The following is a 25293-nucleotide window of genomic DNA, read 5'->3' as shown; positions in this document are numbered from 1 at the left end:
CGAAGGCGAGTAACCACGCGGCCCAAATCACATTTAAGACCTCCGCCCACTTCGATGCCGACGTGCGCTTGCGAAAGGCCATCAGAACCGGGGTCCAGCCTTGCACTCAGTAAGCTAGCCTGACGAGCGCCATCAGGTATGCGTGCCCAAAGCACCAATTTCGTCCAGGCGCAACATCCGAGGATCGTGTGCGTTCTTTAAATTGGAGAGCTGCGGCCGATCTGCGGTATCTCATGCGATGACAGGTCGGAGGCGGCCAGAAATGTCCAAGTTCAAAGAGGCCCTTGAGCGGGGCAAGAAAGCTCGCCGTCGGCAGGACGAGAGCGCGGATGGGCATACTCCAAAGGTGGACTTTGGCGCCCAAGCCAGAGCTTGGCTAACGGAGGTCGTCGTTGCGTCGTTGGAAGCGGCCAAGGCAGACGTGGCGGGAGAGGTGACCATCGATATAGAACCCATCCCACGCCCCGAGGATAGCGCCATTGCTCCGTCTGTTGAATTCCGAATCTACGGGAGTGGAGCAGTGGAGAAAAACCACGCAAGGGCCTTCAAGGTCAGCGTTTCGATAAGTGGGGAGGCGTCAGTTTCTGCGCCCGGCATGGTGGCGGAAGATATAGGAAGCATTGGCGATAAGTCTGACCAACGATTCCGCCAGTTGCTGGCGAGATTGATCGAGGATGCGGCCAGGGACCGCCGATCTTGAGGCGCATCCGCCCTCGATCAGCGCAAGGTCACGCAGACCGGCTGCTGCCGCGATGGCCGTCGCGGAATACTCGCTCGATCAGATTGGCAGCACTTCCGAGCGCTTGACCTGACCCAGGGCGAAACTGCTTTCGATCGAAGCGATATTGTCCAGCCGCGTCAGCTTGTCCTTGATGAACCGCTCATAGGCTTCAAGGTCGCGCACCACGATGCGCATCAGGTAGTCGCGCTGGCCGGTCATCAGATAACAGTCGACCACCTCCGGCCAGCGCAGCACGGCTTGCGAGAACCGGTCGAGATCGTCCTCGCGCTGCCGTTCAAGCTTGATCGACGCGAAAGCGCTGATCGGCAGGCCGAGCTTCTTCTGGTCGACCACCACGGTGTAGCCCTTGATGACGCCGGCGTTCTCCAGGAGCCTGACGCGCCGGGCGCAAGGCGAGGGCGAAAGACCGACGGCTTCGGCGAGGTCGTTCGAAGTCGCCTTGGCGTTCTTCTGCAGCGCGGCGATGATCTTCAGGTCGATTGCGTCAAGCGCCGGATTTGGCATGTTTCCCTCATCTATGGGCAGCAATTGGCTGGATGAGCCAATATCATCAATCGCTTTGCGCAAGAATAGCCACATTCGGAAGGTCGACGCGGGTATCGTTGAGGCGCGATTTCACAGGAGCCGACGATGACGATCCTTTCCGAGCTTGAGCGCAAGGTCCTCTGGCTGGCCGTCTGGATGATCCATCACGCCAATCATCTTCGCGAGTCGACGGACGCCCTCAAGGTCGGCGGCCACCAGGCGTCTTCGGCGTCCGCCTCGACCTTGATGACGGCGCTCTACTTCAAGATCCTGAGGCCGCAGGACCGCGTCGCCGTCAAGCCGCATGCCAGCCCGGTTTTCCATGCCATCCAGTATTTGTTCGGCAAGCAGACGCTCGAGCAGCTGCAGAATTTTCGTGGCTATCGCGGCGCGCAGTCCTATCCGTCCCGAACCAAGGATATCGACGATGTCGATTTCTCGACCGGGTCGGTGGGACTGGGAGTCGCGCAGAGCCTGTTCTCCTCCCTGGTCCAAGATTATGTCAGCGCAAAAGGGTGGAAGACCGATCAGCCGGAAGGCCGGATGGTCGCTCTGCTCGGCGACGCCGAAATGGATGAAGGCAATATCTTCGAGGCGCTTCTCGAGGGCTGGAAGCACGGCCTGCGCAACACCTGGTGGATCGTCGACTACAACAGGCAGAGCCTGGACGCGGTGGTGCGCGAAGGCCTGTGGCAGCGTTTCGAAACCATCTTTCGCAACTTCGGCTGGGATGTGGTGATCCTCAAACACGGGACATTGCAACAGGCCGCCTTCGAGGAGGAGGGCGGCGAAAAGCTGCGGGCCTGGATCGACGCATGTCCCAATCAGCTCTATTCCGCGCTGACCTTCCAGGGCGGCGCTGCATGGCGCAGGCGCCTGCTGGACGGTCTGGGCGATCAGGGACCGGTCAGCCGCCTGATCGAGAAGCGCAGCGACGATGAGCTTGCCGTATTGATGGCAAACCTCGGCGGCCACGATCTTGAGACCATCATCGATGCCTTCGAAGAAGCGCGCGGGCATGATCGCCCGACCTGCTTCATCGCCTATACGATCAAGGGCTTCGGCCTGCCGCTCGCCGGCCACAAAGACAACCACGCCGGATTGATGACACCGGCGCAAGTCGAAGCCCTGCGCCAATGTATGGGAGTGGGCGAGGGCCGCGAATGGGACATGTTCGAGGGCCTCGCCTACGACGAGGCTGCGATACGATCCTTCCTCGCGTCGTCGCCTTTCGCGCAGGCAGCCCCGCGTCGTCACAATGCCACAGCTATTCCGGTGCCAGCGCGCATCAGCTTCGGCGCTCAGCCGTCCATGTCGACACAACAAGGTTTCGGGCTTTTGATGCACGAGATCGCAAAGTCGGACAGCGATTTTGCAAGCCGTGTCGTCACGACATCCCCCGACGTCACCGTCTCGACCAATCTCGGCGCCTGGGTAAACAAGCGGGGTCTGTTCGCGCGCGGCGATCAGGCGGACATTTTCCGCGAGGAGCGCATCCCCTCCACCTTCAACTGGACGTTTGCGCCGTCCGGACAGCATATCGAGCTGGGCATCTCCGAGATGAACCTTTTCACGATGCTTTCGGCGCTCGGCCTGTCGCACTCGCTTCACGGCGAGCGACTGCTTCCGGTCGGAACCCTCTATGACCCCTTCATCGAGCGGGGCCTCGATGCGCTCAATTATGCCTGTTACCAGGACGCCCGCTTTATCCTGGCCGCGACGCCCTCCGGCGTGACGCTGGCTCCCGAAGGCGGAGCGCATCAGTCGATCGCCACGCCGCTGATCGGCATGGCGCAGGACGGTCTCGCGATGTTCGAGCCGGCCTATGTCGATGAACTGGCAATCATCCTGCGTTGGGCATTCGAGTATATGCAGCGTACCGGCGAAGCCGAGCCTGACGACCATACCTGGCTGCGTGATCAAACCGGGGGTTCGGTCTACCTGAGGCTCTCGACGCGCTCGATCGAGCAGCCGACACGCCCGATGGAAAGCAAGCTGGCGCGCGACATCGTCGATGGCGCCTACTGGCTGCGCCCGCCCGGCCCGAACGCCGACCTGGTGATAGCTTACTCCGGGGCAGTCGCGCCGGAAGCGGTACAGGCGCTGGGCTTGATGGCCGGCGATCGGCGCGATGTCGGGCTTCTGGCCGTGACCTCGGCCGATCGGCTGAACGCCGGCTGGTCAGCCGCGGCCCGGGCGCGCCAATACGGCCATCCGCGCGCCTCAAGTCATGTCGAGCGCCTTCTGGCCGGCCTTCCGGCTTCCTGCGCCATCGTTACGCTCTTGGACGGGCACCCCGCGACGCTCGCTTGGCTGGGGTCGGTCCATGGCCACCGTACGCGCGCTTTGGGCGTCGAGCATTTCGGCCAGACCGGCACGATCGCGGATCTCTACCGTCATTACGGGATCGACACGCAAGGTATTATGGCCGCGGCTCAAGCGGTTTCGGTTGGCCGGCCGCTGAGGCACCTCGGCTCCGCCGCCTGACGATCGATCCCACATCGCCTCCCCGGCTGGCTCGTTCGACAGGAAGCCGTCAATACCGGAATTCCTTGAGGGCGGGTGTCAGCCGTCGGCGCCATCCTCCTCCGCTGCGAGAGAGCGTGGGGGAGAACTGAAAATGGCTGGCGCCGGCGATTTTATGAGCCGTGAAACGCTGCGGTCTTCGATCGGGACGGGAGCGGCGATAGCGCATCACGGCGAACTCATCCAGGGCGTCTTCAAGGATGATGGCGGGCGCCTTCATCGCGGGCTCGTCACGCTGCCGGTCGCCGGTTTGAGGTCCGAGGCCACCTTTGCCAGAACCGACGGCGATGCGGTCATTGTCCACCCTGATCATAAGGTCAAGGCGTCGTCAGCCGCGCGGCTCACGCTCGATTTCTTGAAGGTAACCGGCGGTGGCGTGCTGACACTTCAAAGCTCGATTCCCGTGGGGCACGGCTACGGCTCATCGACCGCGGACGTCGTCGCTTCCATTCGCGCTGTAGCCGCGGCCCACAAGGTCCAGTTGCGGCCCTCGAGCATCGGGCGTCTCGCCGTTGCCGCCGAGCGCGCCAGCGACGCGATCGCATTCGATGAGCATGCGGTCCTGTTCGCGCAACGCGAGGGCACGGTGATCGAGAATTTCGGCGGCTCGCTGCCGCCGCTGCTACTGGTCGGGTTCAAGGCGAATGGCGGCGTCCCGGTCGACACATTGCAGCTGCCGCCGGCGCGTTACGACAGTGCCGAAATCCAGGAATTCGGCGTGCTTCGGGCGCTGGTGGCGCGGGCGGTCTACCTTCAGGATCCGAATCTTCTTGGACGTGCCGCCTCGGCCAGCGCCTTGATCAGTCAACGGCACTTGCCGAAAGAGGGTTTCGACGAGATCGCCGAAATCGCCAGGCGGGCTGGAGCGTGCGGGGTGCAAGTCGCCCATAGCGGCTCGTTGTTTGGTCTGATTTTCGATCTTTTCGCATTGAATCTGAAGCGACGGGCAGCTTTGGTCGCGCAACAGATAAGGCGCGCCGGCTTCAAGGAAGTCGAGGTCCATCTGGTCAATGCGGAGGGCTGGACATGGTGACCCTCGCAGTTGACTATTTCAGGGATCTTGAGACCCCACGCCTTGCTCGCCTGGCGCCAAATTTGGTGGCGGCGGCTTTTCCATTGATGAAGCTGATGCCGGCCCGCTACATCCTGGATAGGGCAGCGTCGAATGGCGAACTGAAGGCGGGGTCCCACATTGTCGAGACGACGTCCGGCACCTTCGGCATGGCGGTGGCGCTGCTCGCGGCGGCGCGTGACTATCGCCTTACCCTCGTCACCGCTTCAACGCTTATCGATGCCAAATACAAAGCCCGGCTGGAGCGCATCGGCGCCACGGTCATTGCACTTGACGATCCGCGCGGTGACGGCAATCAGCCTGGCCGGCTTGAGCGCCTGCAGGAAATCCTGGCCAAGGAGCCGGACGGCTTCTGGACCCGCCAATACGACAGTCCGGGAAATTGGCTGGCCTACGCGCGGCTGGCTGAACTGTTCATCCGGGCGGTGGGCAGGGTTGACTGCCTGGTCGGCTGCGTCGGCACTGGCGGTTCGCTATGCGGCACCGCGTCCTTTCTGCGAACGGTCTTTCCCCATCTGACGGTGTTTGCCGTCGACACCCATCGCAGCATTCTGTTTGGGCAGCCCGTCGGCAAACGCATGCTGCGGGGCTTGGGCAACAGCGTTCTGCCGAAAAACGTCAGGCATGAGCTTGTCGACGAGATCCATTGGGTTGGCGCCTATCCGGCGTATCTGAGCGCGCACCGTTTGCTGCGCGAGCACGGTATATTCATGGGGCCGACCAGCGGCGCCGCCGCGTTGGTGGCGCAATGGGTTGCAACGACCCTGCCGGACGCGCAAGTAGCGGTCATCATGCCTGACGAAGGCCATCGCCATGCCGAGACTGTCTACAATGACGACTGGCTTTCGACCCTGCCTGGCTGGCCCTGCAAGGACTTGTCCGAGCCGAGGACGCTGACGACAATCGCACCGGCCGCAGAGGCGCAATGGACGCGCTTTCTTTGGCTGCGCCGTAGTCTCGACGATGTGCTGAAAACGCAGACAGCAAGTGAGGTGCCATCGGCTATTGGTGCGGTGGAGAATCTATGAAACGAGATCCAGCCCGCTTTTGTCGAGCCAGCGCCAGGCGTCTTCCGTCGTCTGGAAGATCTGATCGTGTTCGTTCGATCCAGTGGACCGATCGAGGTCCTTGAGACCGCTGGCGGTCACAACGGCCACGACGCGGTCTGTGGCTGCGATGATACCTTGATTCTTCAACGTCGATATGGCGATCAGCGGCGTGACAGACGCCAGTTCGGCAAAGATCCCTTCGTCCCGCGCAAGACGTTCCTGCATCGCGATCAGGCCGTGATTGTCGACGGGGACGGCGTGTCCGCCGGATTCGCGCAGAGCCTTCAGAGCCTGAAAGGTGCTGCGCGGCGTGCCGATCGATACGGCGAGGCTGTCGAAGAGCATTTTGCGTTCACTCAAGGCATCGGCGCCGCTGGCAAGCGCGTCCGCCAATGACCCGTGCACCTCCGCGGCGACGAGACGGGGCAGCTGCGTGATCGTCCCTTGCGCGTACAACTCGCAAAAGCCCGCCCACACGCCCGACAATGCATCGCCATAGCAGACCGGCAGGACGCACCAGTCTGGCGCCGTGCCATCCGATTGCTCGACGATCTCGTAGGCAATCGTCTTGTAGCCCTCGATGCCGAGTGGATGGCTGCCGACGACCGGACCGTGATAGGGCGAGGCGATGAACCAGTCATAGCGGGCAGCCGCCTGTTCCAGCACGGACCATCGGTCCATTTTGTTGACCAAGGGCAGCACCGTCGCGCCATATTTTCGGATCTGAGCCAGCATCGCGCCGGCCGACCCGGCGAAAGTCGTGACAACGCACTTCAGCCCGGCTCTGGAAGCGTAGGCCGCCAACGAAGCGCCGGCGTTGCCGGAGGAGGCGGTCGCGACGATCTTCGCGCCACGTGCGCGCGCCACGCTGACCGCGACCGTCGAAAAGCGGTCCTTATGCGACCACGTCGGGTTTCGGCCTTCGTCCTTGATTGCGAGGTTGGGCACACCGAGGAACGCGCCGATGCGTGGCGCCGCAAGCAACGGTGTCAAACCCTCGCCAAGGCTCACTGCATCCGCGGCTGTGCAAGGCAGACTATGCGCAAAACGCCATAGCGAGCGCGAGGGGGTGGCGCCGTCCAAGGGATCAGGATGCGGGTCCGGATAAACCGGCCGAAGATTTGCCGGCGCGGTGTTCTGGCACCGCGCGCACCCCTTGGAGTCGATGGTGACATCGGCGGGGTAGGGAGCGCCGCATCGGATGCAGACGAATTTAAGGACCCGGCTTTTGTTCATCCCGGGACGGCTGATCTCTCCCGAAGAATGCGCGGACATGTTGTGCGCGAGGTTGCGAAACGGCCGGCTCGGCATGGCTATTCCTGCGTCAGGAAACGATGAATTCGCTCGTTGTTTCAAACAGCGAACGGTGCAGTTGTCAATGCGGAATGTGCACTATAGTGTGTCGCACCATAGTGCGCGTCGTAGCATCCGTTGTTCGATGAAACTGCGCGGCGTTTTTGGTTTGAACGTGCAGCGGCTACGCAGAGAAAGAAGACTGTCTCAGGAGCAGTTGTCTTTCGTTTCGGGCCGCACGCGAGCCTATATCAGCAGCGTTGAGGCCGGTCGGCGCAACGCCACGCTGGATACAGTCGAGATCCTGGCGAAGGCCTTGGATGTCGAGCCGCAAGAGTTGATCGCGGCCGCTCCATCGAATCGGCGAGCTGTGCGTGTGACGAAACAAGGGGCTGCGAAGTCGACAGAATGAAGGCTCAGGTGTTCTTTCGAGATATTGAGCACATTTCCACTTTTGTCGACTTTAGCCGTCTAATTGACTCCTGCAGTGTACATTCGCTCTAGCTCCCATTGAAGATCGTGGAGACGCGCATAAGTTGTGGCGCGGCGTGCGGCTTGGCTTTTGTCGAGGTCTGCCAATGGAGAGCGAAGGTGTTGCTGACCTTTACGCAGCAATCTCAAGGATCGACACTGCGCGGTCGACTGATGCAATCCTCCAGGAGTTTCGCTCCGTTATGGGGCGGTATGGATTGCGCAATTTTCTGATCACCGGCCTGCCGGGGCCGCACGACGCGGACTGGCAACGCGAGATCCTGGGGGACGGCTGGCCTCCCGAATGGTATCTTCGATATGTCTCGGAGGATCATTTCTTGCATGATCCTTGCGTTGCTCAGTGCCGGCACTCGCCACAGCCCTTCCTGTGGGGCGACCTTCCAGCCGCAAGACTGTTTAAACGCGCAAGATTGGTGATGGACGAGGCGGCGGAGTTCGGGATGAAAGAAGGCATCTGCGTCCCGGTACACGTCCCGCTGTCAGGTCCCGGCGTCGTCACCGCCGCGAGTGACCGGATTGAATTACCGCCGAGCGCCATGCCCTTCATCGAGACGCTGTGCGTACATACGTTCCGAAGCCTTTCAGCGTTAGGAACACCTGGCGGGGGAGATCAGCCCACGCCGTTGACGGCGCGCGAGCGCGAGCTTCTGGAGTGGAGCGCACAAGGCAAATCCACGGAAGACATCGCTTGCATCCTCGGCGTTACCAGAAACACGGTCGAGAGCCATCAACGCAACATTCGAGGAAAGCTCGACGCCATCAACGTGTCCCACGCCATCGTCAAAGCTCTGCGACGACAGGAAATCCAGATTTAGCAATACCTGAATACCATTATACGGGCACGAAGCGCGTTTTCCTACGACCTCCACTTTTGGAGGCGACATGGTCCGTATTCATCTGGTCACTTGGGAAAACAGGAAGCAGTATAGAAGAGTGCTGGAGCGCTATTTCCGCATCCGGTACGACATTTACGTCAAGCAGAGACGATGGCGCGCCGTCGCCCGGCCCATCAACATCGAGATCGACGCCTTCGACAACGAGCATGCGCTTTATGTGCTGGCGCTCGATACCAACGGCAAGATCGTCGGCGGCTCCCGTCTTGTTCCGACGCTGGAGCCGCATCTGATGAGCGAGGTCTTCCCGGTTCTCGCCGGCGGCACGCCTCCGAGAGCGGCCGAAATTTTCGAATGGACGCGGTTTTTTGTCGTCCCATCGCTTCGCACGCACGGAGCGTCGTCGCCGATCGCCGGCATCGTGCTGTGCGGTCTTCTTGAGACGGCGCAGAGTCTGGGGATTCGACAGATCAGCGTGGTGTGCGAGACATTCTGGCCGAAACGCCTGCGCGCGCTCGGCTGGTCGCTTTTCGAACTCGGCAACGCTCTCAAGCATCCGGATGGAGACATCATCGCGCTGCTGATCGATGTCACGCCTGAGGCCATTGAGCAGACGCGCCGCGCTTATGGCATCAGCGGCGTCATACTTGCGGATAAAATCTAGGCTGATTGCCACCGGCAGCTAAAGGTTCGCACGCCAGGGGATATTGTCATCGCGCCCATTTGCGCGGTAGTCAGCCCTATGATGCACCGAATTCGGTTGATGGACTCATGACGCCGCTGGTCCTGATCTCTTCGAAGGACCCGGATTTCTTTCTGGTTTTCGGGCACATCCTTTCAGTCGCCGGCTTCGAAACCCGCCTCATCACGGCAGACAAGGAGATTGCGCCTGCCATCGTGGCCGAAACGCCGCTTGCCGTTATCCTGGACTGTCATCCGGGCGACCGCGCAATCGCCAAGCAATGCCTGTCGCTGAAGTCGTCCGAAGCGACAAGAGCAACGCCTCTTGCAGGTCTCGTCGCGCCTCGTTCCGGCAAACTGCACCTGGACCTTATCAAGGCTGGCGTCGACGAGATATTTTCGCGGCCGTTTGCGCCCGAGCAGCTTCTGACCTGGCTGCATGGCAAAGCAGGTGTCGCGAAGCTTTCGCGCGAAACCAAGACAGGCGATCTGGTGCAGGGCGATTTCCGGCTGGAGCGACAGACCCACCGGACATTCTTCAAGCAAAAAGAGATCGTTATGCCGCCGATCGAGTTCAAGCTTTTGCGCAGCCTTCTGGCGCAACCTGGCAAGGTCTTCAGCCGGGAGGAACTGGTCGCGACCGCATGGCCTGAACACGCCGCCGCAACCGATATACGGGGTGTTGACGTTCATATTGCCAGGTTGCGCAAAAGGCTTCGGGCATGCGTGCGAGGCGATGTGATCCGGACCGTCCGCTCTTCCGGCTACGCGTTCGCGCCGGACTGGTAACCTGCTCGGCGATTCCGCACCTGCCGATCGCCCTGTTGGCGTTCGTGCACGTCCATTGCCGGCACGCCGGTGCATACGCAATCTGTTCTCAATGGCTCAGGATAGTATCCAGGAACAGCCGCGTGCGCGGGTGAGCGGCTCTAGAGAAAAAGTCGTTGGAAGAGGCATGCTCGACGATGCTGCCTTCGTCCATGAAAATGATCTCATCGGCGACTTCGCGTGCAAAACCCATTTCATGCGTCACGCAAACCATGGTCACGCCGGTTTTCGCGAGCGCGATCATGACGTCGAGCACTTCCTTGATCATTTCCGGGTCGAGCGCGGAGGTGGGTTCATCGAACAGCATGATGCGGGGATCGAGGCAGAGCGCGCGCGCGATCGCCGCTCGCTGTTGTTGACCGCCCGACAGCTGGGCCGGATAGGCCCGCGCCTTTTCGGGGATGTGCACGGCCGTCAGATGCCGCATGGCGATCTCTTCGGCCTCGTGCGCCGATTTCAAGAGGACCCGGCGCAGCGCCAGCGTGCAGTTGGCAAGCACGGTGAGGTGAGGGAAGAGGTTGAAGCTTTGGAACACCATGCCGGTTAGCCGGCGCGCCGTCGCGGCATCGCGATCGCTTTTTCCCAGACTTCTCCCTTCAAACTCTATCGTCCCCTTTTGGAAACGCTCAAGACCGTTGATGCAGCGAATCAATGTCGACTTGCCGGACCCGGACGGTCCGCAAACAACGACGCGTGCACCCGGCCGTAAGGTCAGATCTATGTTTTTCAAAACGTGCAGGGCACCGAACCACTTGTTGAGGCCGTCGATCCGCACGAGGGGGAGGGATTCATGCCTCGAGGTCGGAAGCGCGCGCCGGTCGAGCATCAGCGACGCCCGCTCGCAAGCAGGAACTTCTCGATGCGCTTCACTCCATAAGAAACGATCAGCGCCAGGGCGAGAAACAGAACGCCGGCGACGGTCAGCGGCTCAGCGTAGCGATAGGTTTCGGAAGCGATATCGAAGGCGCGCCCGAGCATTTCCGGCACCGCCAGGATCGCGAGATAAGGCGTCGCCTTAAGGATCGAAACCAGGTAGTTGCCCAGGGGCGCGGCGATGTTGCGCAGCATTTGGGGTGCGATGACGAAGATGACCGTGTCGCGGCGCGTGAGCGACAAGGCTCTGGCTGCTTCCTGCTGGCCCCTCGGAATAGCGTCGATGCCCGCCTTGAACACCTCGGCCAGATAACCGCTGTAGTATAGGCTGAGCCCCAATATGCCCACCGTCATGGCGCCAAGCCGGATCCCGTAGAAGGGCATGACGAAATACAGGAAATAGAGCCAGGCCAGAACCGGCGTCGAGCGGATGAAGTCGATCAGGAAGCGCACGGCGAGGCCAGGCGCACCCCCGCCGCGGCGGATCATTTCGAAAGTGAAGCCAAGCGCCGAAGCGCCAAGGCAACTCAAGACCGTGGCGAGCAGGGTGGCCCCGATCGCACCGATAATGGTCGGGATGGTCGAGAGCGCGAAGCCGAAGTTAAATCCCACGAGGCGTTCCTCTTTCGGGACTGACCCGCGCCTCGAGCCAGCGGCCGGCGAGCGCGATCGGATAACAGACGACGAAGAAGGCTAGCAGCAGCGCCGAATAAATCGCGACCGGGTCGTACTCGGTCTGCGAGATTTCCTTGGCGCGGAAGGTCATGTCCGTCAACGTGACCAACGAGACAAGGGAAGTCGCCTTGACGAGCTGAATGAGGTTGTTGACGAATGTGGGGCTCATGGCGACCAACGCCTGGGGCAGCTCGATCAGAAGCAGGATCGCCGGGCGCGAGAGGCCGAGCGCCATGCCAGCCTCGCGTTGGCCGGCAGGAAGAGATTGGAGCCCGGCCCGCACCGCTTGGCTGGCGTAGCCGCCGCTATTGAGGCCGAGCACCAATGCACTGACGGTCATTGCCGATAAAGTGACCCCCATGACCGGCAGAACGTAGTAAAAGACGAAGAGCAGGACGACGACCGCCGAACTGCGCCAGAATTCGATTACTGCCGTGACCAGAAAGCGCGTCAAGCCGGTGGTCAGAAACTGCGCGACCCCGAAAATAAGCGCGAAGGGCACTGCGAAGACCAAGCCATAAGCTGTGACCGCTGCCGTTATGCGCAGCCCTTGCAGGATCCCAAGCCAGATGTCGAGCATGCTCATGAAGCTTCGCCGCCCTTTGCCGTCAAGGGGCGCGGCGTTGCGACGGTCGTGGCGCCTCGAGCATATTTGGAAAAGCCTGTTTGGCGCCGCGAAACCGAGCTCTCCAATCCGAACCGCATGACAATCCTCCGCGCCGTAAAAGGAACGATCGCCCGTTCGGCCAGGTCATCGATGCCCTTTCATAAACCCGGTGAGAGTCATGTGTCAATAAACATGTACATAGTATTGCGAAAGTTTATATTCTGCCGATCTTGGAACGCGGCGAAACGCCGCCACAGAGCTTCCTGAGCTCTGCGCCGCCGTTCGCCGGTTTTTGCTCGCTGCGCTACGACGGCGGTCGAAAGCTGTTGAACCGGGCTGCTTAAGGCCTCTCTTGCTCATCCCCGACCGGAACTGCTCGACGGGTTCCCGGGCCAAACGGGGACAGGATGGCTATCTCGCACAACGATACCGAAGGACGCGCGCGCAGCTCGCGTATGCTGCGCACCGCGCTCGGACCCGCCATCGCCCGGTTCCTGGACGACCCCGCGATCGTCGAGGTCATGCTGAACCCGGATGGCCGGATCTGGGTGGATCGGCTTTCGGAAGGTTTGGCCGATACGGGCGAAATGCTCGCGCCTGCCGCTGGCGAGCGGATCGTGCGGCTGGTCGCCCATCATATCGGCGCCGAGGTCCATTCCCGGTCCCCACGCGTCTCGGCCGAGTTGCCGCAAACCGGCGAGCGTTTCGAAGGCCTGCTGCCGCCCGTTGTTGCCGCGCCGGCCTTCGCGATCCGTAAGCCCGCGGTCGCCGTCTTCACGCTCGATGACTATGTCGCGGCGGGCATCATGACTTCTGGCGACGCCGCTATGTTGCGCGCCGCGGTTGCCGGCCGCGCAAACATTCTCGTTGCCGGTGGCACGTCGACGGGCAAGACTACCCTGACCAACGCGCTGCTCGCCGAAGTGGCGAAAGGGACGGACCGGGTCGTCATCATCGAGGACACCCGCGAACTGCAATGCGCTGCCCCCAACCTCGTCGCGATGCGCACCAAGGATGGCGTCGCCACGCTTTCCGACCTGGTTCGTTCCTCGCTGCGCCTGCGGCCCGATCGCATTCCCATCGGCGAGGTGCGCGGCGCCGAAGCGCTGGACCTCTTGAAGGCATGGGGCACCGGGCATCCCGGTGGCATCGGCACCCTTCATGCCGGCTCCGGTATTGGCGCTCTGCGCCGACTTGAACAACTGATCCAGGAGGCCGTCGTCACTGTCCCGCGTGCGCTGATCGCCGACACGATCGGCCTTGTCGCCGTGCTCGCCGGACGCGGCGCCGCGCGACGGCTGATCGAACTGGTCAGGGTCGAGGGTCTGGGCCCCGATGGCGATTATCGCATCGCTGAAGCTAACCCGATCAACACAGGAGAAATTTCATGATCCGCCTTTCTTCGCGCTGCCACGCCAGCCTGGCGGCGGCCAGTTCCGCCATTGCCCTCAACCTCATGGTCGCGCCGGGCGCCTTTGCGTCGGGCTCCTCGATGCCGTGGGAACAGCCGCTCGAGAAGATCCTGCAGTCGGTCGAAGGACCGGTGTCCAAGATCGTCGCCGTCATCATCATCATCGTCACCGGCCTGACGCTGGCCTTCGGCGACAGTTCGGGTGGCTTCAGGCGGCTGATCCAGATCGTTTTCGGCCTTTCGATCGCCTTCGCGGCCTCAAGCTTTTTCCTTTCGTTCTTCTCGTTCGGCGGCGGAGCGTTGATCTGATGACAACCGCTTTCGAACAGCTCGACACAGTGCCGGGGTGGACCGTGCCCGTGCACCGGGCGCTGACCGAGCAGATCCTGCTCGGGGGCGCGCCGCGCGCAATCGCGATCCTGAATGGCACGCTGGCGGGCGCTGTCGGTCTTGGGCTGCGGCTCTGGCTGGCCGGTCTTCTGATATGGGCAATCGGACATTTTACGGCGGCATGGGCTGCCAGGCGCGATCCGCTTTTTTTCGAAGTCGGGCGCCGGCACATGCGGCTGCCCGGGCATCTGTCGGTTTGAGGGCGCCGCTATGATGAGCCTTGCCGAATACCGCCGGACTGCTGCTCGCCTTGCCGACTTTCTGCCTTGGGCGGCACTCGTCGCCCCGGGGGTCGTGCTCAACAAGGATGGCAGCTTTCAGCGCACCGCGAGGTTTCGCGGACCCGATCTCGACTCCGCCGTAGCGGCGGAACTTGTCGCGGTGGCATCGCGCATCAACAATGCCTTTCGTCGTCTCGGCTCGGGCTGGAGCATCTTCGTCGAAGCGCAGCGGCACGAAGCGGCTTCTTATCCCGAGAGCCAGTTTCCCAATGCGGCCTCCGGCCTGCTCGATGCCGAGCGCAAAGCCGACTTCGACGAGGAAGGGGTTCACTTCGTATCGAGCTACTTTCTCACATTCCTGTTCCTGCCGCCGCCCGAAGACGCCACGCGCGCCGAGGGCTGGCTTTATGAGGGTCGCGACCAGGCCGGCGCGGATCCGGGCGAAATCGTCCGCGCTTTCGTCGACCGGACCGAGCGCGTGCTGTCCCTGCTCGACGGGTTCATGCCTGAATGCCACTGGCTCGACGACGGCCAAACGCTGACCTATCTGCATTCGACCATCTCGACCAAGCGCCATGCGGTGCGCGTCCCCGAGACCCCGATCTATCTCGATGCGCTGCTGGCCGACGAGCCGCTCGCCGGCGGACTCGAACCGCGGCTTGGCGACAAGCATCTTCGCGTGCTCACCATCGTCGGCTTCCCGACCGCCACGACACCCGGCCTGCTTGATGACCTCAACAGGCTGGCCTTCCCGTACCGCTGGTCGACCCGCGCGATCCTGCTCGACAAGGTGGACGCTGTCCGCCTTTTGACCAGGATACGGCGGCAATGGTTCGCCAAGCGCAAGAGCATCGCCTCGATCCTGAAGGAGGTGATGACCAACGAGGCATCAGCACTCCTCGACACCGACGCCGCCAACAAGGCGGCCGACGCCGACACGGCATTGCAGGAGCTCGGCGCCGACATGGCGGGCATGGCCTATGTCACCGCGACCGTTGCCATATGGGATTGCGACCCGCGCGTGGCCGACGAGAAACTGCGGCTCGTCGAGAAAGTCATCCAGGGCCGCGACTTCACGGCGATCGTCGAGACCGTCAACGCCGTCGACGCCTGGCTCGGTTCGTTGCCCGGGCATGCTTATGCCAATGTCCGTCAGCCGCCGATCTCGACGCTCAATCTCGCCCACATGATCCCCCTCTCTGCCGTGTGGGCGGGGCCGGAACGGGACGAGCATCTGGTCAGTCCTCCCTTGCTTTACGGCAAGACCGAAGGCTCGACCCCGTTCCGGTTGGTCCTTCACGTCGGCGATGTCGGCCACACGCTGGTCGTCGGCCCCACCGGCGCCGGCAAGTCGGTGCTGCTGGCGTTGATGGCCCTGCAATTCTGCCGCTACCGCAACGCTCAGATCTTCGCCTTCGACTTCGGCGGCTCGATCCGCGCGGCGACGCTCGCCATGGGCGGCGACTGGCACGATCTCGGGGGTCTTATCACCGAAGGCATGGACGCTTCCGTTTCGCTGCAGCCGCTCGCCCGCGTTCATGACACGTACGAGCGCGCCTGGGCGGCTGACTGGATCGTCGCGATCCTGACGCGCGAGGATATCCAGATCACGCCGGACGCAAAGGAGCATATCTGGGCGGCGCTGACCTCGCTCGCCTCGGCTCCGGTCGAGGAGCGCACCATCACCGGGCTCAGCGTGCTTCTGCAAGCCAATGACCTGAAACAGGCGCTTCGTCCCTACTGTGTTGGTGGCCCGAACGGCCGGCTGCTCGACGCTGAGGCCGAACACCTCGGCCAGGCATCCGTGCAGGCGTTCGAAATCGAAGGTCTGGTGGGCACGCAGGCCGCGCCGGCCGTCCTGTCCTATCTGTTTCATCGCATCGGCGACCGGCTCGACGGTCGTCCGACACTGCTCATCATCGACGAGGGCTGGCTTGCCCTCGACGATGACGCGTTCGCCGGTCAGCTGCGCGAATGGCTGAAGACGCTGCGCAAGAAGAATGCCAGCGTCCTCTTCGCCACCCAGTCACTCTCCGACATCGACAATTCGGCTATCGCACCGGCGATCATCGAAAGCTGTCCAACCCGGCTGCTGTTGCCCAATGAACGCGCGATTGAGCCGCAAATTACCGCCATCTATCGCCGCTTCGGCCTGAACGACCGTCAGATCGAGATCCTGGCGCGAGCTACACCCAAGCGCGATTATTACTGCCAGTCCCGTCGCGGCAACCGTCTCTTCGAGCTCGGCCTGTCCGAGGTCGGGCTTGCGCTTTGCGCCGCGTCCTCGAAGAGCGATCAGGCCCTGATCGGCAGCATCATCGCCGAGCATGGCCGCGACGGCTTCCTGTCGGCCTGGCTGCGTGCCCGCGACGTCGGCTGGGCCGCCGACCTCATTCCCAGCCTCACCGAACCTGAAAAGGATTCCAAACCATGACTGTTCGTCAAAGCCGCCGGCGCGTCCTTCTTCTGGTCGCGGCGACGCTCGCCGCGCCGATCGCGATCTCGCCGATGATGACTTTGCCAGCGCATGCCTTGATCGTGTTTGATCCATCGAACTACTCCCAGAATGTCCTGACGGCTGCGCGCTCGCTGCAGCAGATCACGAACCAGATCACCTCGCTTCAGAACCAGGCCCAGATGCTGATCAACCAGGCGCGCAACCTGGCGAGCCTGCCTTTGTCCTCGCTGCAGCAACTGCAACAGTCGGTGCAGCGCACGCAACAGCTTCTCGGCGAAGCACAGAACATCGCCTTCGACGTCCAGCAGGTCGACAAGGCATTTCAGCAGCAATACAGCAGCGTCTCGCTCTCTGCTTCCGACCAGCAACTCGTCACGGACGCGCGCTCGCGCTGGCAAAACACAGTGGGAGCTCTCCAGGACGCAATGCGCGTCCAGGCGGGCGTCGTCGGAAACATCGACACCGGCCGCGCGCAGATGTCGGCGCTGGTCGGCGCCAGCCAGTCGGCGACCGGTGCGCTGCAGGCGACGCAAGCCAGTAATCAGTTGCTTGCGCTTCAGGGCCAGCAGCTTGCGGACTTGACCGCCCTGGTAGCCGCCAATGGTCGCGCCCAGGCGCTGACCGAGGCCGAGCGTGCTGCCGCGGTCGATCAGGGGCGTGAGCAACGCCGCCGCTTTCTGGCGCCTGGCTCCGGCTACCAGGCCGGCTCGGTCCAGATGTTCAACCGCTGAGGTCGATCGCCATGGACGGCAAAACCCTCGCTCGCGTCGTGGCCGTCGTCTTGGTCGCCGTCGCCATGACGGCGACGGCGCTCGAGATGAGCCGGAAGGAACACAAACCGGTGGGGGAGGGTCAGCACACACCGGCGGCCTCGGTCCCGAATTCGCATCGCGATGGCCTGCGCCGCTGCCAGGCGCTCGGCGAGGCTGCCCTGCGTGATGATGGATGTGCGCGGCTGTGGGCCGAACAGCGTGATCGCTTCCTCGGTCTGGAAAAGCCGTCGGGGAATTCGATCGTCGAGCCGGCCACTTCGCGGTCGCCGGATGCTGGCCAGCACGAGGCCCGGTAGACATGGGCAATACCGGCGTCATCGACCAATTCCTGGCCACCTTCACCCGTTATATCGACAGCGGCTTCGGCCTGCTCGGCGGCGAGGTCGCCTTCGTCGCCACCACGCTAATCGTTATTGACGTAACGCTTGCCGCGCTCTTCTGGAGCTGGGGCGCCGACGACGACATCCTCGCGCGGCTCGTCAAGAAGACGCTCTTTGTCGGTGTCTTCGCCTACCTGATTTCGAATTGGAACAGCCTCGCCCAAATCATCTTCGAGAGTTTCTCCGGTCTTGGTCTCAAGGCGAGTGGAACCGGCTTCTCGGCACAGGATCTGCTGCACCCGGGCAAGGTGGCGCAAACCGGCCTCGACGCCGGACGACCATTGCTTGAGGCGATCTCCGGTCTGATGGGCTACGTCTCCTTCTTTGAAAACTTCATTCAGATCGCTTGCCTGCTCTTTGCCTGGGCCCTCGTTCTGCTCGCCTTCTTCATCCTGGCGGTGCAGCTCTTTGTGACGCTGATCGAGTTCAAGCTGGCGACGCTGGCCGGCTTCGTGCTGATCCCCTTCGGCCTCTTCGGTAAGACGGCCTTCATGGCCGAACGCGTGCTCGGCAACGTCATCTCGTCCGGCATCAAGGTTCTGGTGCTTGCCGTGGTCATCGGCATCGGATCGACCCTCTTCGGCGAATTCACCCAAGGCTTTGGCGGCGAGAACCCCACTGTCGACCAGGCCATGGCGATCGTGCTGGCGGCGCTGTCGCTGCTTGGCCTCGGCATCTTCGGTCCCGGCATCGCCAACGGCCTCGTCGCGGGTGGACCGCAGCTGGGCGCCGGCGCGGCAGTCGGGACTGGCCTTGCCGCGGGCGGCATCGCAGTTGCAGGCTACGGAGCAGCCAGCCTCGCGGCGCGAGGCGGGACAGCCGCGTTCTCGGGAGCGATGTCAGCCGCGCGTGGCGGGACGTCACTCGCTGGCGGCGGCTCGGCCGCCTATATGCTTGGCGCCGCCGGCCAGTCTGGCATGGCAGGCATCGCGTCCGGCTTGGGCGGCATTGCGCACGCTGGCGCTTCGGCGGCAGCCTCTCCACTCAAGCGCGCCGCCGCAAACGCCGGTCAATCTCTTAAGTCGAACTTCGCTTCTGGCGCCGGTTCGGCCGCCGGAATCACCGGCGGTTCGTCGAGCATGGGAACGATTGGCGGCGCCGCTGCGTCAACCGCGGCGGCTGCGTCCGGCGCGGGCAAGCCACCCAGCGCTAAAGGACAGCCCGAATGGGCCAGACGCTTGCATCGCTCCCAGCGCCTCGCCCATGGCGCTCAGACCGCCGCCCACGCAGTGCGCGCCGGCGACAGCCATGGCGGCGGAGCCTCGATTTCTCTTTCTCAAGGCGAATGACCCATGAACATCTTTAGGCGCCCCGCCGTCCACTACGGCAAGAGCCCTCGACCTGAAACCCCCTATCAAAAGGCGGAGCAGATATGGGATGAACGCCTCGGCTCCGCACGCGTGCAGGCACGGAACTGGCGCGCCATGGCGTTCGGGTCGCTCGTCCTGTCGGCGGGGCTCGCCACTTCACTGGTCTGGCAGTCGGGCCGCGGCACTGTCGTGCCCTGGGTCGTACAGGTCGATAAGCTGGGCCAGGCTCAAGCGATCGAGCCCGCAACCGCCGACTACAAGCCGACCGATCCGCAGATCGCGTGGCATCTCGCCCGCTTTGTCGAGCAGGTACGCTCCATCCCCGCTGACCCGATCATCCTGCGCCAGGACTGGCTGCGCGCCTATGATTGGACCACCGACCAGGGTGCGGCGGCGCTCAACGACTATGCTCGCGCTGCGGATCCTTTCTCCAAGGTCGGCAAGCAGCAGGTCGCGGTGGACGTTTCTTCGGTCATCAGAGCCTCGCCGGCCTCGTTTCGTGTCGCCTGGATCGAGCACCACTACGAAAACGGTCAGCTTTCAGGCACCGAGCGCTGGACCGCGATCCTGACGATCGTGACGCAGATGCCAAGCGACGCGGAACGGCTTCGCGCCAATCCCCTCGGCATTTACGTCAACGCCATCAACTGGTCGCGGGAGATGAGCCAATGAGCCCGACATCGCGTCTTGTTGCCGGCACGACTCTCTCAAGATACCTGCTATCGGCCATGCTGGTCTCGGGGACGACGCTGCTTGCGGGTTGCGCCACGCCTGCGAAGAAGCCGCCGAAGATCAGCTACGACACCTATGTTCCGCCCTTGCCGCCGGCTCCGGCCGCCTCGACCGATCAACGGCCGAAAGCTCTTCGCGTGCCACCAGGCTGGGCGCCCGCGCGGGGCGGCGCCATCGGGCAAACGCCGGCCGCCCGTGTCGAGAACGCAAACGCCGCGGCGCGCGTGGAACCGCGCCGTGAGGGCTACTACAACGCGATTCAGATCTACCCATGGAGCGAAGGAGCGCTCTATCAGGTCTACGCCTCACCTGGCCAGATAACGGACATCGCGCTTGAGCCGGGCGAGAGCCTGACCGGAGACGGTCCGATCGCCGCCGGCGATACCGCACGCTGGATCATCGGCGACACCGAAAGCGGGTCCGGCATTGGCCGACGCGTCCACGTCCTGGTGAAACCCTCGCGGGCGGACATCACAACGAACCTCATCATCGCCACGGACCGGCGCAGCTATATGCTTGAGCTACGCTCAGGCGCGAAGCCCTACATGCCTGCCGTTGCGTGGTCCTATCCGGCTGTGAAAGCGGGCCTCCCGCAGACGATCGCCACAATGCCGGTCATACCGGACGTTTCAGTGCGCAACTATCGCTACGGCCTCACCGGGGACAGCCCGCCCTGGAAGCCGGTGAGCGCCTATGACGACGGCCGCAGGGTCTATGTCGAGTTTCCGCGCGGCATCGTGCAAGGCGAGATGCCGCCGATTTTCGTCATCGGTCCGGACGGCGAGGCTGAAATCACCAACAGCCGCGTCTATCGAAACGTCCTGATCGTCGACCGCCTTTTTGGTGCGGCCGAACTGCGTCTTGGCGCTGGCAAGCGGCAGCAGACGGTAAGGATCGTGCGCATCGATGGAGGGACAGACCATGGATTGTGGCGGAGGCCAAGCGTCAGCGCCGCGTCGAAGGTGCCGAACGCAATGCACAGGGGAGCGCTGCAGCCATGAATGAGGACGATAAGGACGTCGAACCCATGCGGCTTCGCGCCGATCCGCCGCGTGTGACGCGTCTGTCGCGCAAGATGCTCGCAGGAATCGGCTTCGTCGCCTCGCTCGGTGTCGGCGGCGCGCTGATTTACGCTCTGCAGGACACCGACACATTCAAGCAGGGCGAGGAGCTCTACCCTACCTCCAATCGGCCGCCCGCGGACGGACTGGCAAGCCTGCCGCGCGACTATGCCGGCCCGATCCTTGGGCCGCCGCTGCCTGGCGATCTCGGCAGGCCGATCCTCGATGCCCAGAACAAGGGACAGGCCGTCGCGCCGCCCTCAATTGCAAGCCCCGCGATTGACGAAGCCGAGCAGCGCCGGCGAGCCGAAGAGGAAGCGGCCAGAACCTCGCGCGTCTTCTTCCAGACAGCGCAAGGAGATCCCAGGACCGCTGAAGCGTCCGCCCCTGCTGTTAATGACCTTGCCAGCCAGAACGCTCAGCCAAATGCGCAGGATCGCCAGCTTTCCTTCCTGTCCGCCGCCGCTGACCGGCGTACCTTGGCCCTGGATCACGTCATGCCTCCGGCGTCACCCTATGTGCTTCAAGCCGGTGCCGTAATCCCGGCCGCGCTTATCACGGGTATCCGGTCGGACCTTCCCGGGCAGATCAGCGCTCAGGTAACCGAAAATGTCTATGACAGTCCCACTGGCCGCTCGCTGCTGATCCCGCAAGGCACTCGTATTATTGGGCAGTACGATAGCGGAATTGGTTCCGGGCAGCGCCGCGTGCTGCTTGTCTGGAACAGGCTGATCTTTCCCGACGGACGCTCCATCGTGCTGGAGCGGCAGCCTGGCGCGGACGCTCAGGGCTACGCCGGCCTAGAGGACGATGTCGACTATCACTGGGGCGAGTTGTTCAAGGCCGCGGCGTTGTCGACCGTTCTGAGCGTTGGCGCGCAGGCCGGTTCTTCTGATCAAGATAGCGATATCGTGCGTGCTCTGCGAAGCGGCGCTTCCGATAGCGTCAGCCAGGTAGGCCAGCAGGTCGTGCAGCGGCAACTCGCTATCGCGCCGACGCTCACGATCCGGCCGGGGTTTCCCGTTCGCGTCCTCGTCACCCGCGATCTTGTTCTTGAACCACACGGAGGTTGACATGGCCAAGTTGAAACTCGCAACGATCGCCGACGACAAGCCAGTGAAGATTACGGTGGAGCTGCCGGCGCCCCTGCATCGCGATTTGGTGAAATACGCAGAGGTCCTTGGGCGCGAGACCGGGCGGCCATCTGCCGATCCATCGCGCTTGATTGCGCCGATGCTCGAACGGTTCATGGCAACGGACCGCGGCTTTGCGAAAGCAAAGAAGGAGGAGGCTTAGACCGGGCTTCCGTGTGGCCGACGAGCGATGAGCGTCTTGAGCCGAGACACCGATAGACTGCTCTGTCGTCCAGGGCCGCTATTCCGAGCTCGGCGCCTGCAGTCAGTCCCGGCATTCTCTTTGCGCAGGATTTTCAAAAAAATGTCTTCCGGCCAACAATTGGTCACCGCTCTGATCGGCAAGTCGTGGAGCAAGGATGAACCTTCGCTCATCCGGCGGGCCTCCGGAATTCAGTTGCAGATTGACTTCGGCACGTTCAGACGGGCGTCAATGCTCTCAGCTGGGCTTGCCGGGCGAGTGGCTTCGGCCTTCGCCGACGCGTTATAGCTGTATGTGAAGCCTGCTGGCCAGCCAGTCGGTAAACTTCTCGCTCATCGGGCGCGCCTGCCACTCGGCCAGGCTGATCTGCCTCGACCGCTTCAGGTCCTTGTCGAACAAGTCGATTTGCGTCTGCGCAAAATCCTTGCCGTAAACATTGAGGGTGGCTTCGTCGTTCAGCCGCAACGAGCGCTCGTCCAGATTGGTGGAACCGAAGCTCGCCCAGACGTCGTCGACGATTAGCAGTTTGGGGTGATACATCGTCGGCTGAAATTCATAGATGCGCACGCCCGCTTCGTGCAGGTGGCCCCAGAAGTAGCGCGAGCCATTTCGCACGATGGGCACATCCGTCAGCGAATTGGGAAAGATGACGTCGACCGCAACGCCTCTCTTCCTGGCGTCTAGTATCTGCTGCAGCGCGATTTCGTCCGGCACGAAATAGGCCATGCCGATGCGCAAGTGACGCTTCGCCGCGGCGATGGCAGTCAGCATCATCAGCTCCATGTCCTCGGAGCCGTTCGGTTGCGATGAAAGGATCAACTGGGTGCTTAGCGCGCCTGTAGGTTCGGGTGACGGATAGAACTTGTCTCCTTGCAACGTTTCGCCTACGGTCTCCAGCCAGTTCTCGGCGAAGGCCGCCTGGAAAGCGGCGACCGAAGGTCCCTGAATTTGGTAATGGGTGTCACGCCACTGGTTCGGATTGCGCGCATCGCCCAGCCAGTTGTCCGCGATACCGACCCCGCCGGTGAACGCGACCCGCCCGTCCACGATGAGCAGCTTCCGATGTGTCCGGTTGTTCACCCGGTCAAGCGTGTACCAGTAGACGGGTCGGTAGCGCTGGAATCGCACCCCGGCGCCCGTCATGATGTGGATCAGGTCCTCGTCGAAAGGGAGGCTGCCCAGCCCGTCGACGAGCAGTCGAACCTCAACGCCTTGCCGGGCTTTTGCGGCCAGGGCCGTGGCGAACTGATAACCGACCGAGTCCGACCAATAAATATATGTTTCCATGTCCACGCTGCCTTGGGCCGCGCCGATCGCTTGCAGCATCGACGGAAAAATCTTGTCGCCATTGACAAGGGTTTGCACGGCGTTCCGTTCGAACATCTGCCCTTGCGAATAGCTGCTCATGCTTCGCGCGAATTGCGGATCCTCCGCGTCGAATCGATGCGGAACGATGGCACGGATGGCACGGGGCTCCGGGGTCAGGTTTACAGCGGCCAGGGTGATCAGCGCGGCCGCGATCGCAACGGCGCTATATTTGAGCATGTCCAGCCAGCAGCCAGCCGTTCTCCCAGCCCCGAGCGTTCTTCTGTTGGTCAGTAACGCTCTAGCGCCTTGAGACCCCACGTCTTTCGCCGGCTCTAACGTTTCTCCCAACAGCAAGAACGTTCAAGCCTTATCCAGGTTCCGGGCGGGGCGCCGAGTCCGGACCGGCGTTTCGTCAGCCGGTTCCTTCCCCAGCCGCACGATCGACCGGAGCGCTGCATCCTTTGCGAGCAATCGCCGCGGGGCTGAGATCGATTTGTCTCACTGTTTCTTGTAAATGCACCGCGCTAACAGGCCGAAAAGTATGTCCCAAACTGTCTCCGAGGAAACAAAGGTAGCAAGGGATGAGGCTCCTAAAGGCGATGTGCTACGGGGCTGTCGACCACGGCTGACGGAACGCTTGGTAATCTCAAGGCCGCCGATTGCCGGAATTGTAATGCGGAGATGCAGCGTTCCAGTCTGTGCAGGCGCGACTTACGGCTCCTTATTTCATAGCCGATCTCCATGAGCTTCCTTGGCTTGGAGGCACCTCCAGGAACAAGCAGATCGCGTTCCAGCTTGGCGATTCGTTCTTTCAGTTCGTGGGCGTCAGCGAGCAGCTGTTGCCGAATCCGGCTTCGACCGTGCATTCCTGCGAATCCTCCGATCCCTATTGACAGCTTCGGACGCCGAGGCTGTACCGGTGGAAATCGATGCGGACGCGGTCGGAATTTCGCAAGTCGCCTAACCTTGATTGATCCATGGCCCGCGCGCCAACGCGAACCGTTCGCCAATCCCGCTCGGAATATGCCGCCCCATACGTGAGAGACAACCCTCTCGCGCGCACTTTTTCGCTTTGCCGATGCGCGCCAGTGCGGAGCGCCGGGATCAGACGATTAGACCCCGCCCCGCGCCAGGAGGTCGCCCTCCCAATTTCGGTCCAGGCCAGATCGAGACTACTTGCGGCGGCCTGTTGAACCGATTGTGCTGAGTTCAGAGTCTCGAACGTTCCTCGCCATCGGGATCGCGCACCAGCGACACCATCAGAACGGCATATAGGATCCCATAGATGGCAGAACCCAGGCGCACGCAGCACACACGCCATCGGGCAAACATATGCAGGAAGTAAAAACACAAGTTCGAGCGCAATCCACGATCGGCCGCCGCCGCTCCTCGGACAAGGAATTTGCCTTGACTAAGGCAAGTTTAGATCTTTCAATGTCAAGTGAGGGGAATGGGCACTCGGAGGTCACAATGCCCCTTGGGAGAAACGTATTTACTCCGACAGAGCTGGCGTTGCTCGGCAGGGTCTTCAACCGGCAGAAGGATTTGCCGGAAACGGCTGACAAGCGAGAGCAAAGGGCTTCCCGCATTATAGCCTACTATCAGGCCGGCATAGTCGATGAAGCTGAATTGGATGAGCTTTCTCGCAGGCCTCTGGGTCGCTGATCCTAATAAATAGCACGTCGACAGACCGCCGCTTTGCTCCGGCGCCTTGTCAC

26 protein-coding genes are annotated in these 25293 nt (G+C 62.5%); 20 read left to right on the top strand and 6 right to left on the bottom strand.

Annotated elements, in window-relative coordinates; genetic code table 11:
• Positions 1-262: 262 nt before the first annotated feature.
• The gene (locus tag FJ418_RS02560) at positions 263-700 is read left to right on the top strand and encodes a hypothetical protein (protein WP_140784847.1); all 438 of its coding nucleotides are present in this window, start codon (positions 263-265) and stop codon (positions 698-700) included.
• A gap of 78 nt (positions 701-778) precedes the next feature.
• Here FJ418_RS02560 and FJ418_RS02555 read toward each other — a convergent pair whose 3' ends face one another.
• Complete coding sequence (locus tag FJ418_RS02555; protein WP_041002492.1) at positions 779-1246, bottom strand: Lrp/AsnC family transcriptional regulator; 468 nt, start codon at positions 1244-1246, stop codon at positions 779-781.
• A gap of 126 nt (positions 1247-1372) precedes the next feature.
• On the opposite strand from FJ418_RS02555, the gene FJ418_RS02550 reads away from it, so the two are divergent.
• From FJ418_RS02550 to FJ418_RS02540, 3 genes are all read left to right on the top strand, one after another.
• A complete protein-coding gene (locus FJ418_RS02550) occupies positions 1373-3754 on the top strand; it encodes a transketolase (protein WP_140863338.1) in 2382 nt (793 codons plus the stop codon).
• Positions 3755-3887: 133 nt separating this feature from the next.
• Positions 3888-4826: a kinase gene (locus FJ418_RS02545; RefSeq protein ID WP_140708214.1), complete on the top strand. Its 939-nt coding sequence runs from the start codon at positions 3888-3890 to the stop codon at positions 4824-4826.
• On the top strand, positions 4820-5893 hold the full coding sequence (locus FJ418_RS02540) for a PLP-dependent cysteine synthase family protein (RefSeq protein ID WP_140645565.1): 1074 nt from the start codon (positions 4820-4822) through the stop codon (positions 5891-5893). The genes FJ418_RS02545 and FJ418_RS02540 overlap by 7 nt, the downstream gene beginning before the upstream one ends.
• Here the strand turns inward: FJ418_RS02540 and FJ418_RS02535 are convergent.
• A complete protein-coding gene (locus FJ418_RS02535) occupies positions 5888-7150 on the bottom strand; it encodes a threonine synthase (RefSeq protein WP_140784910.1) in 1263 nt (420 codons plus the stop codon). The two genes, FJ418_RS02540 and FJ418_RS02535, sit on opposite strands and share 6 nt — an antisense overlap.
• 202 nt (positions 7151-7352) lie before the next feature.
• Between FJ418_RS02535 and FJ418_RS02530 the strand changes: the two genes are divergently transcribed.
• The 4 genes from FJ418_RS02530 to FJ418_RS02515 all read left to right on the top strand — a co-directional run bounded on the left by FJ418_RS02530 (position 7353) and on the right by FJ418_RS02515 (position 10002).
• Positions 7353-7619 carry a helix-turn-helix transcriptional regulator gene (locus FJ418_RS02530; RefSeq protein WP_140708210.1) on the top strand — a complete coding sequence of 89 codons (267 nt, stop codon included), beginning with the start codon at positions 7353-7355 and terminating at the stop codon, positions 7617-7619.
• A gap of 166 nt (positions 7620-7785) precedes the next feature.
• A complete protein-coding gene (locus FJ418_RS02525) occupies positions 7786-8514 on the top strand; it encodes a LuxR family transcriptional regulator (RefSeq protein ID WP_140708208.1) in 729 nt (242 codons plus the stop codon).
• 118 nt (positions 8515-8632) lie between these two features.
• The gene (locus tag FJ418_RS02520) at positions 8633-9196 is read left to right on the top strand and encodes an acyl-homoserine-lactone synthase (RefSeq protein ID WP_246682893.1); all 564 of its coding nucleotides are present in this window, start codon (positions 8633-8635) and stop codon (positions 9194-9196) included.
• A gap of 107 nt (positions 9197-9303) precedes the next feature.
• Positions 9304-10002 carry a response regulator transcription factor gene (locus tag FJ418_RS02515; protein WP_140863336.1) on the top strand — a complete coding sequence of 233 codons (699 nt, stop codon included), beginning with the start codon at positions 9304-9306 and terminating at the stop codon, positions 10000-10002.
• 88 nt (positions 10003-10090) lie between these two features.
• Here the strand turns inward: FJ418_RS02515 and FJ418_RS02510 are convergent, their stop codons facing one another.
• From FJ418_RS02510 to FJ418_RS02500, 3 genes are read right to left on the bottom strand one after another with little or no spacing between them, the layout of a single operon-like run.
• Complete coding sequence (locus FJ418_RS02510; RefSeq protein ID WP_140708204.1) at positions 10091-10867, bottom strand: amino acid ABC transporter ATP-binding protein; 777 nt, start codon at positions 10865-10867, stop codon at positions 10091-10093.
• Positions 10867-11526 carry an ABC transporter permease subunit gene (locus tag FJ418_RS02505; RefSeq protein WP_140784852.1) on the bottom strand — a complete coding sequence of 220 codons (660 nt, stop codon included), beginning with the start codon at positions 11524-11526 and terminating at the stop codon, positions 10867-10869. The genes FJ418_RS02510 and FJ418_RS02505 overlap by 1 nt, the downstream gene beginning before the upstream one ends.
• Positions 11516-12175, bottom strand: coding sequence for an amino acid ABC transporter permease (locus tag FJ418_RS02500; RefSeq protein WP_140784853.1), 660 nt, complete (start codon positions 12173-12175; stop codon positions 11516-11518). The genes FJ418_RS02505 and FJ418_RS02500 overlap by 11 nt, the downstream gene beginning before the upstream one ends.
• A gap of 428 nt (positions 12176-12603) precedes the next feature.
• Between FJ418_RS02500 and trbB the strand changes: the two genes are divergently transcribed.
• Genes trbB through FJ418_RS02445 form a run of 11 tightly spaced genes read left to right on the top strand, consistent with a single transcriptional unit; the run spans position 12604 to position 22228 of the window.
• Positions 12604-13587, top strand: a complete 984-nt coding sequence (gene trbB, locus FJ418_RS02495; protein WP_140708198.1) for a P-type conjugative transfer ATPase TrbB — start codon at positions 12604-12606, stop codon at positions 13585-13587.
• A complete protein-coding gene (locus FJ418_RS02490) occupies positions 13584-13916 on the top strand; it encodes a TrbC/VirB2 family protein (protein WP_140708196.1) in 333 nt (110 codons plus the stop codon). Before trbB ends, FJ418_RS02490 begins: the two co-directional genes overlap by 4 nt.
• Positions 13916-14197, top strand: a complete 282-nt coding sequence (locus tag FJ418_RS02485; protein ID WP_140708194.1) for a VirB3 family type IV secretion system protein — start codon at positions 13916-13918, stop codon at positions 14195-14197. Before FJ418_RS02490 ends, FJ418_RS02485 begins: the two co-directional genes overlap by 1 nt.
• 10 nt (positions 14198-14207) lie before the next feature.
• Positions 14208-16652, top strand: a complete 2445-nt coding sequence (gene trbE / locus FJ418_RS02480; protein ID WP_140863334.1) for a conjugal transfer protein TrbE — start codon at positions 14208-14210, stop codon at positions 16650-16652.
• Positions 16649-17407 (top strand): P-type conjugative transfer protein TrbJ, encoded by a 759-nt coding sequence (gene trbJ / locus FJ418_RS02475; RefSeq protein WP_140708190.1) that lies wholly within the window; start codon positions 16649-16651, stop codon positions 17405-17407. Before trbE ends, trbJ begins: the two co-directional genes overlap by 4 nt.
• An 11-nt stretch (positions 17408-17418) precedes the next feature.
• Positions 17419-17745 carry a putative entry exclusion protein TrbK-alt gene (trbK-alt, locus tag FJ418_RS02470; protein ID WP_140858453.1) on the top strand — a complete coding sequence of 109 codons (327 nt, stop codon included), beginning with the start codon at positions 17419-17421 and terminating at the stop codon, positions 17743-17745.
• 2 nt (positions 17746-17747) lie between these two features.
• On the top strand, positions 17748-19118 hold the full coding sequence (gene trbL / locus FJ418_RS02465) for a P-type conjugative transfer protein TrbL (protein ID WP_140863332.1): 1371 nt from the start codon (positions 17748-17750) through the stop codon (positions 19116-19118).
• 3 nt (positions 19119-19121) lie between these two features.
• Complete coding sequence (gene trbF / locus FJ418_RS02460; RefSeq protein ID WP_140784861.1) at positions 19122-19811, top strand: conjugal transfer protein TrbF; 690 nt, start codon at positions 19122-19124, stop codon at positions 19809-19811.
• Positions 19808-20872: a P-type conjugative transfer protein TrbG gene (trbG, locus tag FJ418_RS02455; RefSeq protein ID WP_140863330.1), complete on the top strand. Its 1065-nt coding sequence runs from the start codon at positions 19808-19810 to the stop codon at positions 20870-20872. The genes trbF and trbG overlap by 4 nt, the downstream gene beginning before the upstream one ends.
• Entirely contained in the window at positions 20869-22005 is a 1137-nt protein-coding gene (locus FJ418_RS02450) for a TrbI/VirB10 family protein (protein ID WP_140784863.1), read from the top strand. The genes trbG and FJ418_RS02450 overlap by 4 nt, the downstream gene beginning before the upstream one ends.
• A 1-nt stretch (position 22006) precedes the next feature.
• Positions 22007-22228 carry a DUF2274 domain-containing protein gene (locus FJ418_RS02445; RefSeq protein ID WP_140784864.1) on the top strand — a complete coding sequence of 74 codons (222 nt, stop codon included), beginning with the start codon at positions 22007-22009 and terminating at the stop codon, positions 22226-22228.
• A gap of 321 nt (positions 22229-22549) precedes the next feature.
• On the opposite strand, the gene FJ418_RS02440 is transcribed toward FJ418_RS02445, so the two are convergent.
• Entirely contained in the window at positions 22550-23812 is a 1263-nt protein-coding gene (locus FJ418_RS02440) for a phospholipase D-like domain-containing protein (RefSeq protein ID WP_140784865.1), read from the bottom strand.
• Positions 23813-24907: 1095 nt separating this feature from the next.
• Between FJ418_RS02440 and FJ418_RS32680 the strand changes: the two genes are divergently transcribed.
• Entirely contained in the window at positions 24908-25240 is a 333-nt protein-coding gene (locus FJ418_RS32680) for a hypothetical protein (RefSeq protein WP_348643072.1), read from the top strand.
• Positions 25241-25293: the final 53 nt, after the last annotated feature.

It is taken from the genome of Mesorhizobium sp. B2-8-3 (assembly GCF_006440815.1).
Lineage (GTDB): Bacteria > Pseudomonadota > Alphaproteobacteria > Rhizobiales > Rhizobiaceae > Mesorhizobium.
The sequence above is the reverse complement of the archived record's forward strand: the minus strand, read 5'-3'. Positions and strand labels throughout refer to the sequence as shown.

Bases quoted from the DNA above. Each gene is read 5' to 3' on its own strand.
- FJ418_RS02560 (WP_140784847.1), top strand. From the start codon at position 263: ATGTCCAAGTTCAAAGAGGCCCTTGAGCGGGGCAAGAAAGCTCGCCGT.
- FJ418_RS02555 (WP_041002492.1), bottom strand. From the start codon at position 1,246: ATGCCAAATCCGGCGCTTGACGCAATCGACCTGAAGATCATCGCCGCG.
- FJ418_RS02550 (WP_140863338.1), top strand. From the start codon at position 1,373: ATGACGATCCTTTCCGAGCTTGAGCGCAAGGTCCTCTGGCTGGCCGTC.
- FJ418_RS02545 (WP_140708214.1), top strand. From the start codon at position 3,888: ATGGCTGGCGCCGGCGATTTTATGAGCCGTGAAACGCTGCGGTCTTCG.
- FJ418_RS02540 (WP_140645565.1), top strand. From the start codon at position 4,820: ATGGTGACCCTCGCAGTTGACTATTTCAGGGATCTTGAGACCCCACGC.
- FJ418_RS02535 (WP_140784910.1), bottom strand. From the start codon at position 7,150: ATGAACAAAAGCCGGGTCCTTAAATTCGTCTGCATCCGATGCGGCGCT.
- FJ418_RS02530 (WP_140708210.1), top strand. From the start codon at position 7,353: ATGAAACTGCGCGGCGTTTTTGGTTTGAACGTGCAGCGGCTACGCAGA.
- FJ418_RS02525 (WP_140708208.1), top strand. From the start codon at position 7,786: ATGGAGAGCGAAGGTGTTGCTGACCTTTACGCAGCAATCTCAAGGATC.
- FJ418_RS02515 (WP_140863336.1), top strand. From the start codon at position 9,304: ATGACGCCGCTGGTCCTGATCTCTTCGAAGGACCCGGATTTCTTTCTG.
- FJ418_RS02510 (WP_140708204.1), bottom strand. From the start codon at position 10,867: ATGCTCGACCGGCGCGCGCTTCCGACCTCGAGGCATGAATCCCTCCCC.
- FJ418_RS02500 (WP_140784853.1), bottom strand. From the start codon at position 12,175: ATGAGCATGCTCGACATCTGGCTTGGGATCCTGCAAGGGCTGCGCATA.
- trbB (WP_140708198.1), top strand. From the start codon at position 12,604: ATGGCTATCTCGCACAACGATACCGAAGGACGCGCGCGCAGCTCGCGT.
- FJ418_RS02490 (WP_140708196.1), top strand. From the start codon at position 13,584: ATGATCCGCCTTTCTTCGCGCTGCCACGCCAGCCTGGCGGCGGCCAGT.
- FJ418_RS02485 (WP_140708194.1), top strand. From the start codon at position 13,916: ATGACAACCGCTTTCGAACAGCTCGACACAGTGCCGGGGTGGACCGTG.
- trbE (WP_140863334.1), top strand. From the start codon at position 14,208: ATGATGAGCCTTGCCGAATACCGCCGGACTGCTGCTCGCCTTGCCGAC.
- trbJ (WP_140708190.1), top strand. From the start codon at position 16,649: ATGACTGTTCGTCAAAGCCGCCGGCGCGTCCTTCTTCTGGTCGCGGCG.
- trbK-alt (WP_140858453.1), top strand. From the start codon at position 17,419: ATGGACGGCAAAACCCTCGCTCGCGTCGTGGCCGTCGTCTTGGTCGCC.
- trbL (WP_140863332.1), top strand. From the start codon at position 17,748: ATGGGCAATACCGGCGTCATCGACCAATTCCTGGCCACCTTCACCCGT.
- trbF (WP_140784861.1), top strand. From the start codon at position 19,122: ATGAACATCTTTAGGCGCCCCGCCGTCCACTACGGCAAGAGCCCTCGA.
- trbG (WP_140863330.1), top strand. From the start codon at position 19,808: ATGAGCCCGACATCGCGTCTTGTTGCCGGCACGACTCTCTCAAGATAC.
- FJ418_RS02450 (WP_140784863.1), top strand. From the start codon at position 20,869: ATGAATGAGGACGATAAGGACGTCGAACCCATGCGGCTTCGCGCCGAT.
- FJ418_RS02445 (WP_140784864.1), top strand. From the start codon at position 22,007: ATGGCCAAGTTGAAACTCGCAACGATCGCCGACGACAAGCCAGTGAAG.
- FJ418_RS02440 (WP_140784865.1), bottom strand. From the start codon at position 23,812: ATGCTCAAATATAGCGCCGTTGCGATCGCGGCCGCGCTGATCACCCTG.
- FJ418_RS32680 (WP_348643072.1), top strand. From the start codon at position 24,908: ATGCAGGAAGTAAAAACACAAGTTCGAGCGCAATCCACGATCGGCCGC.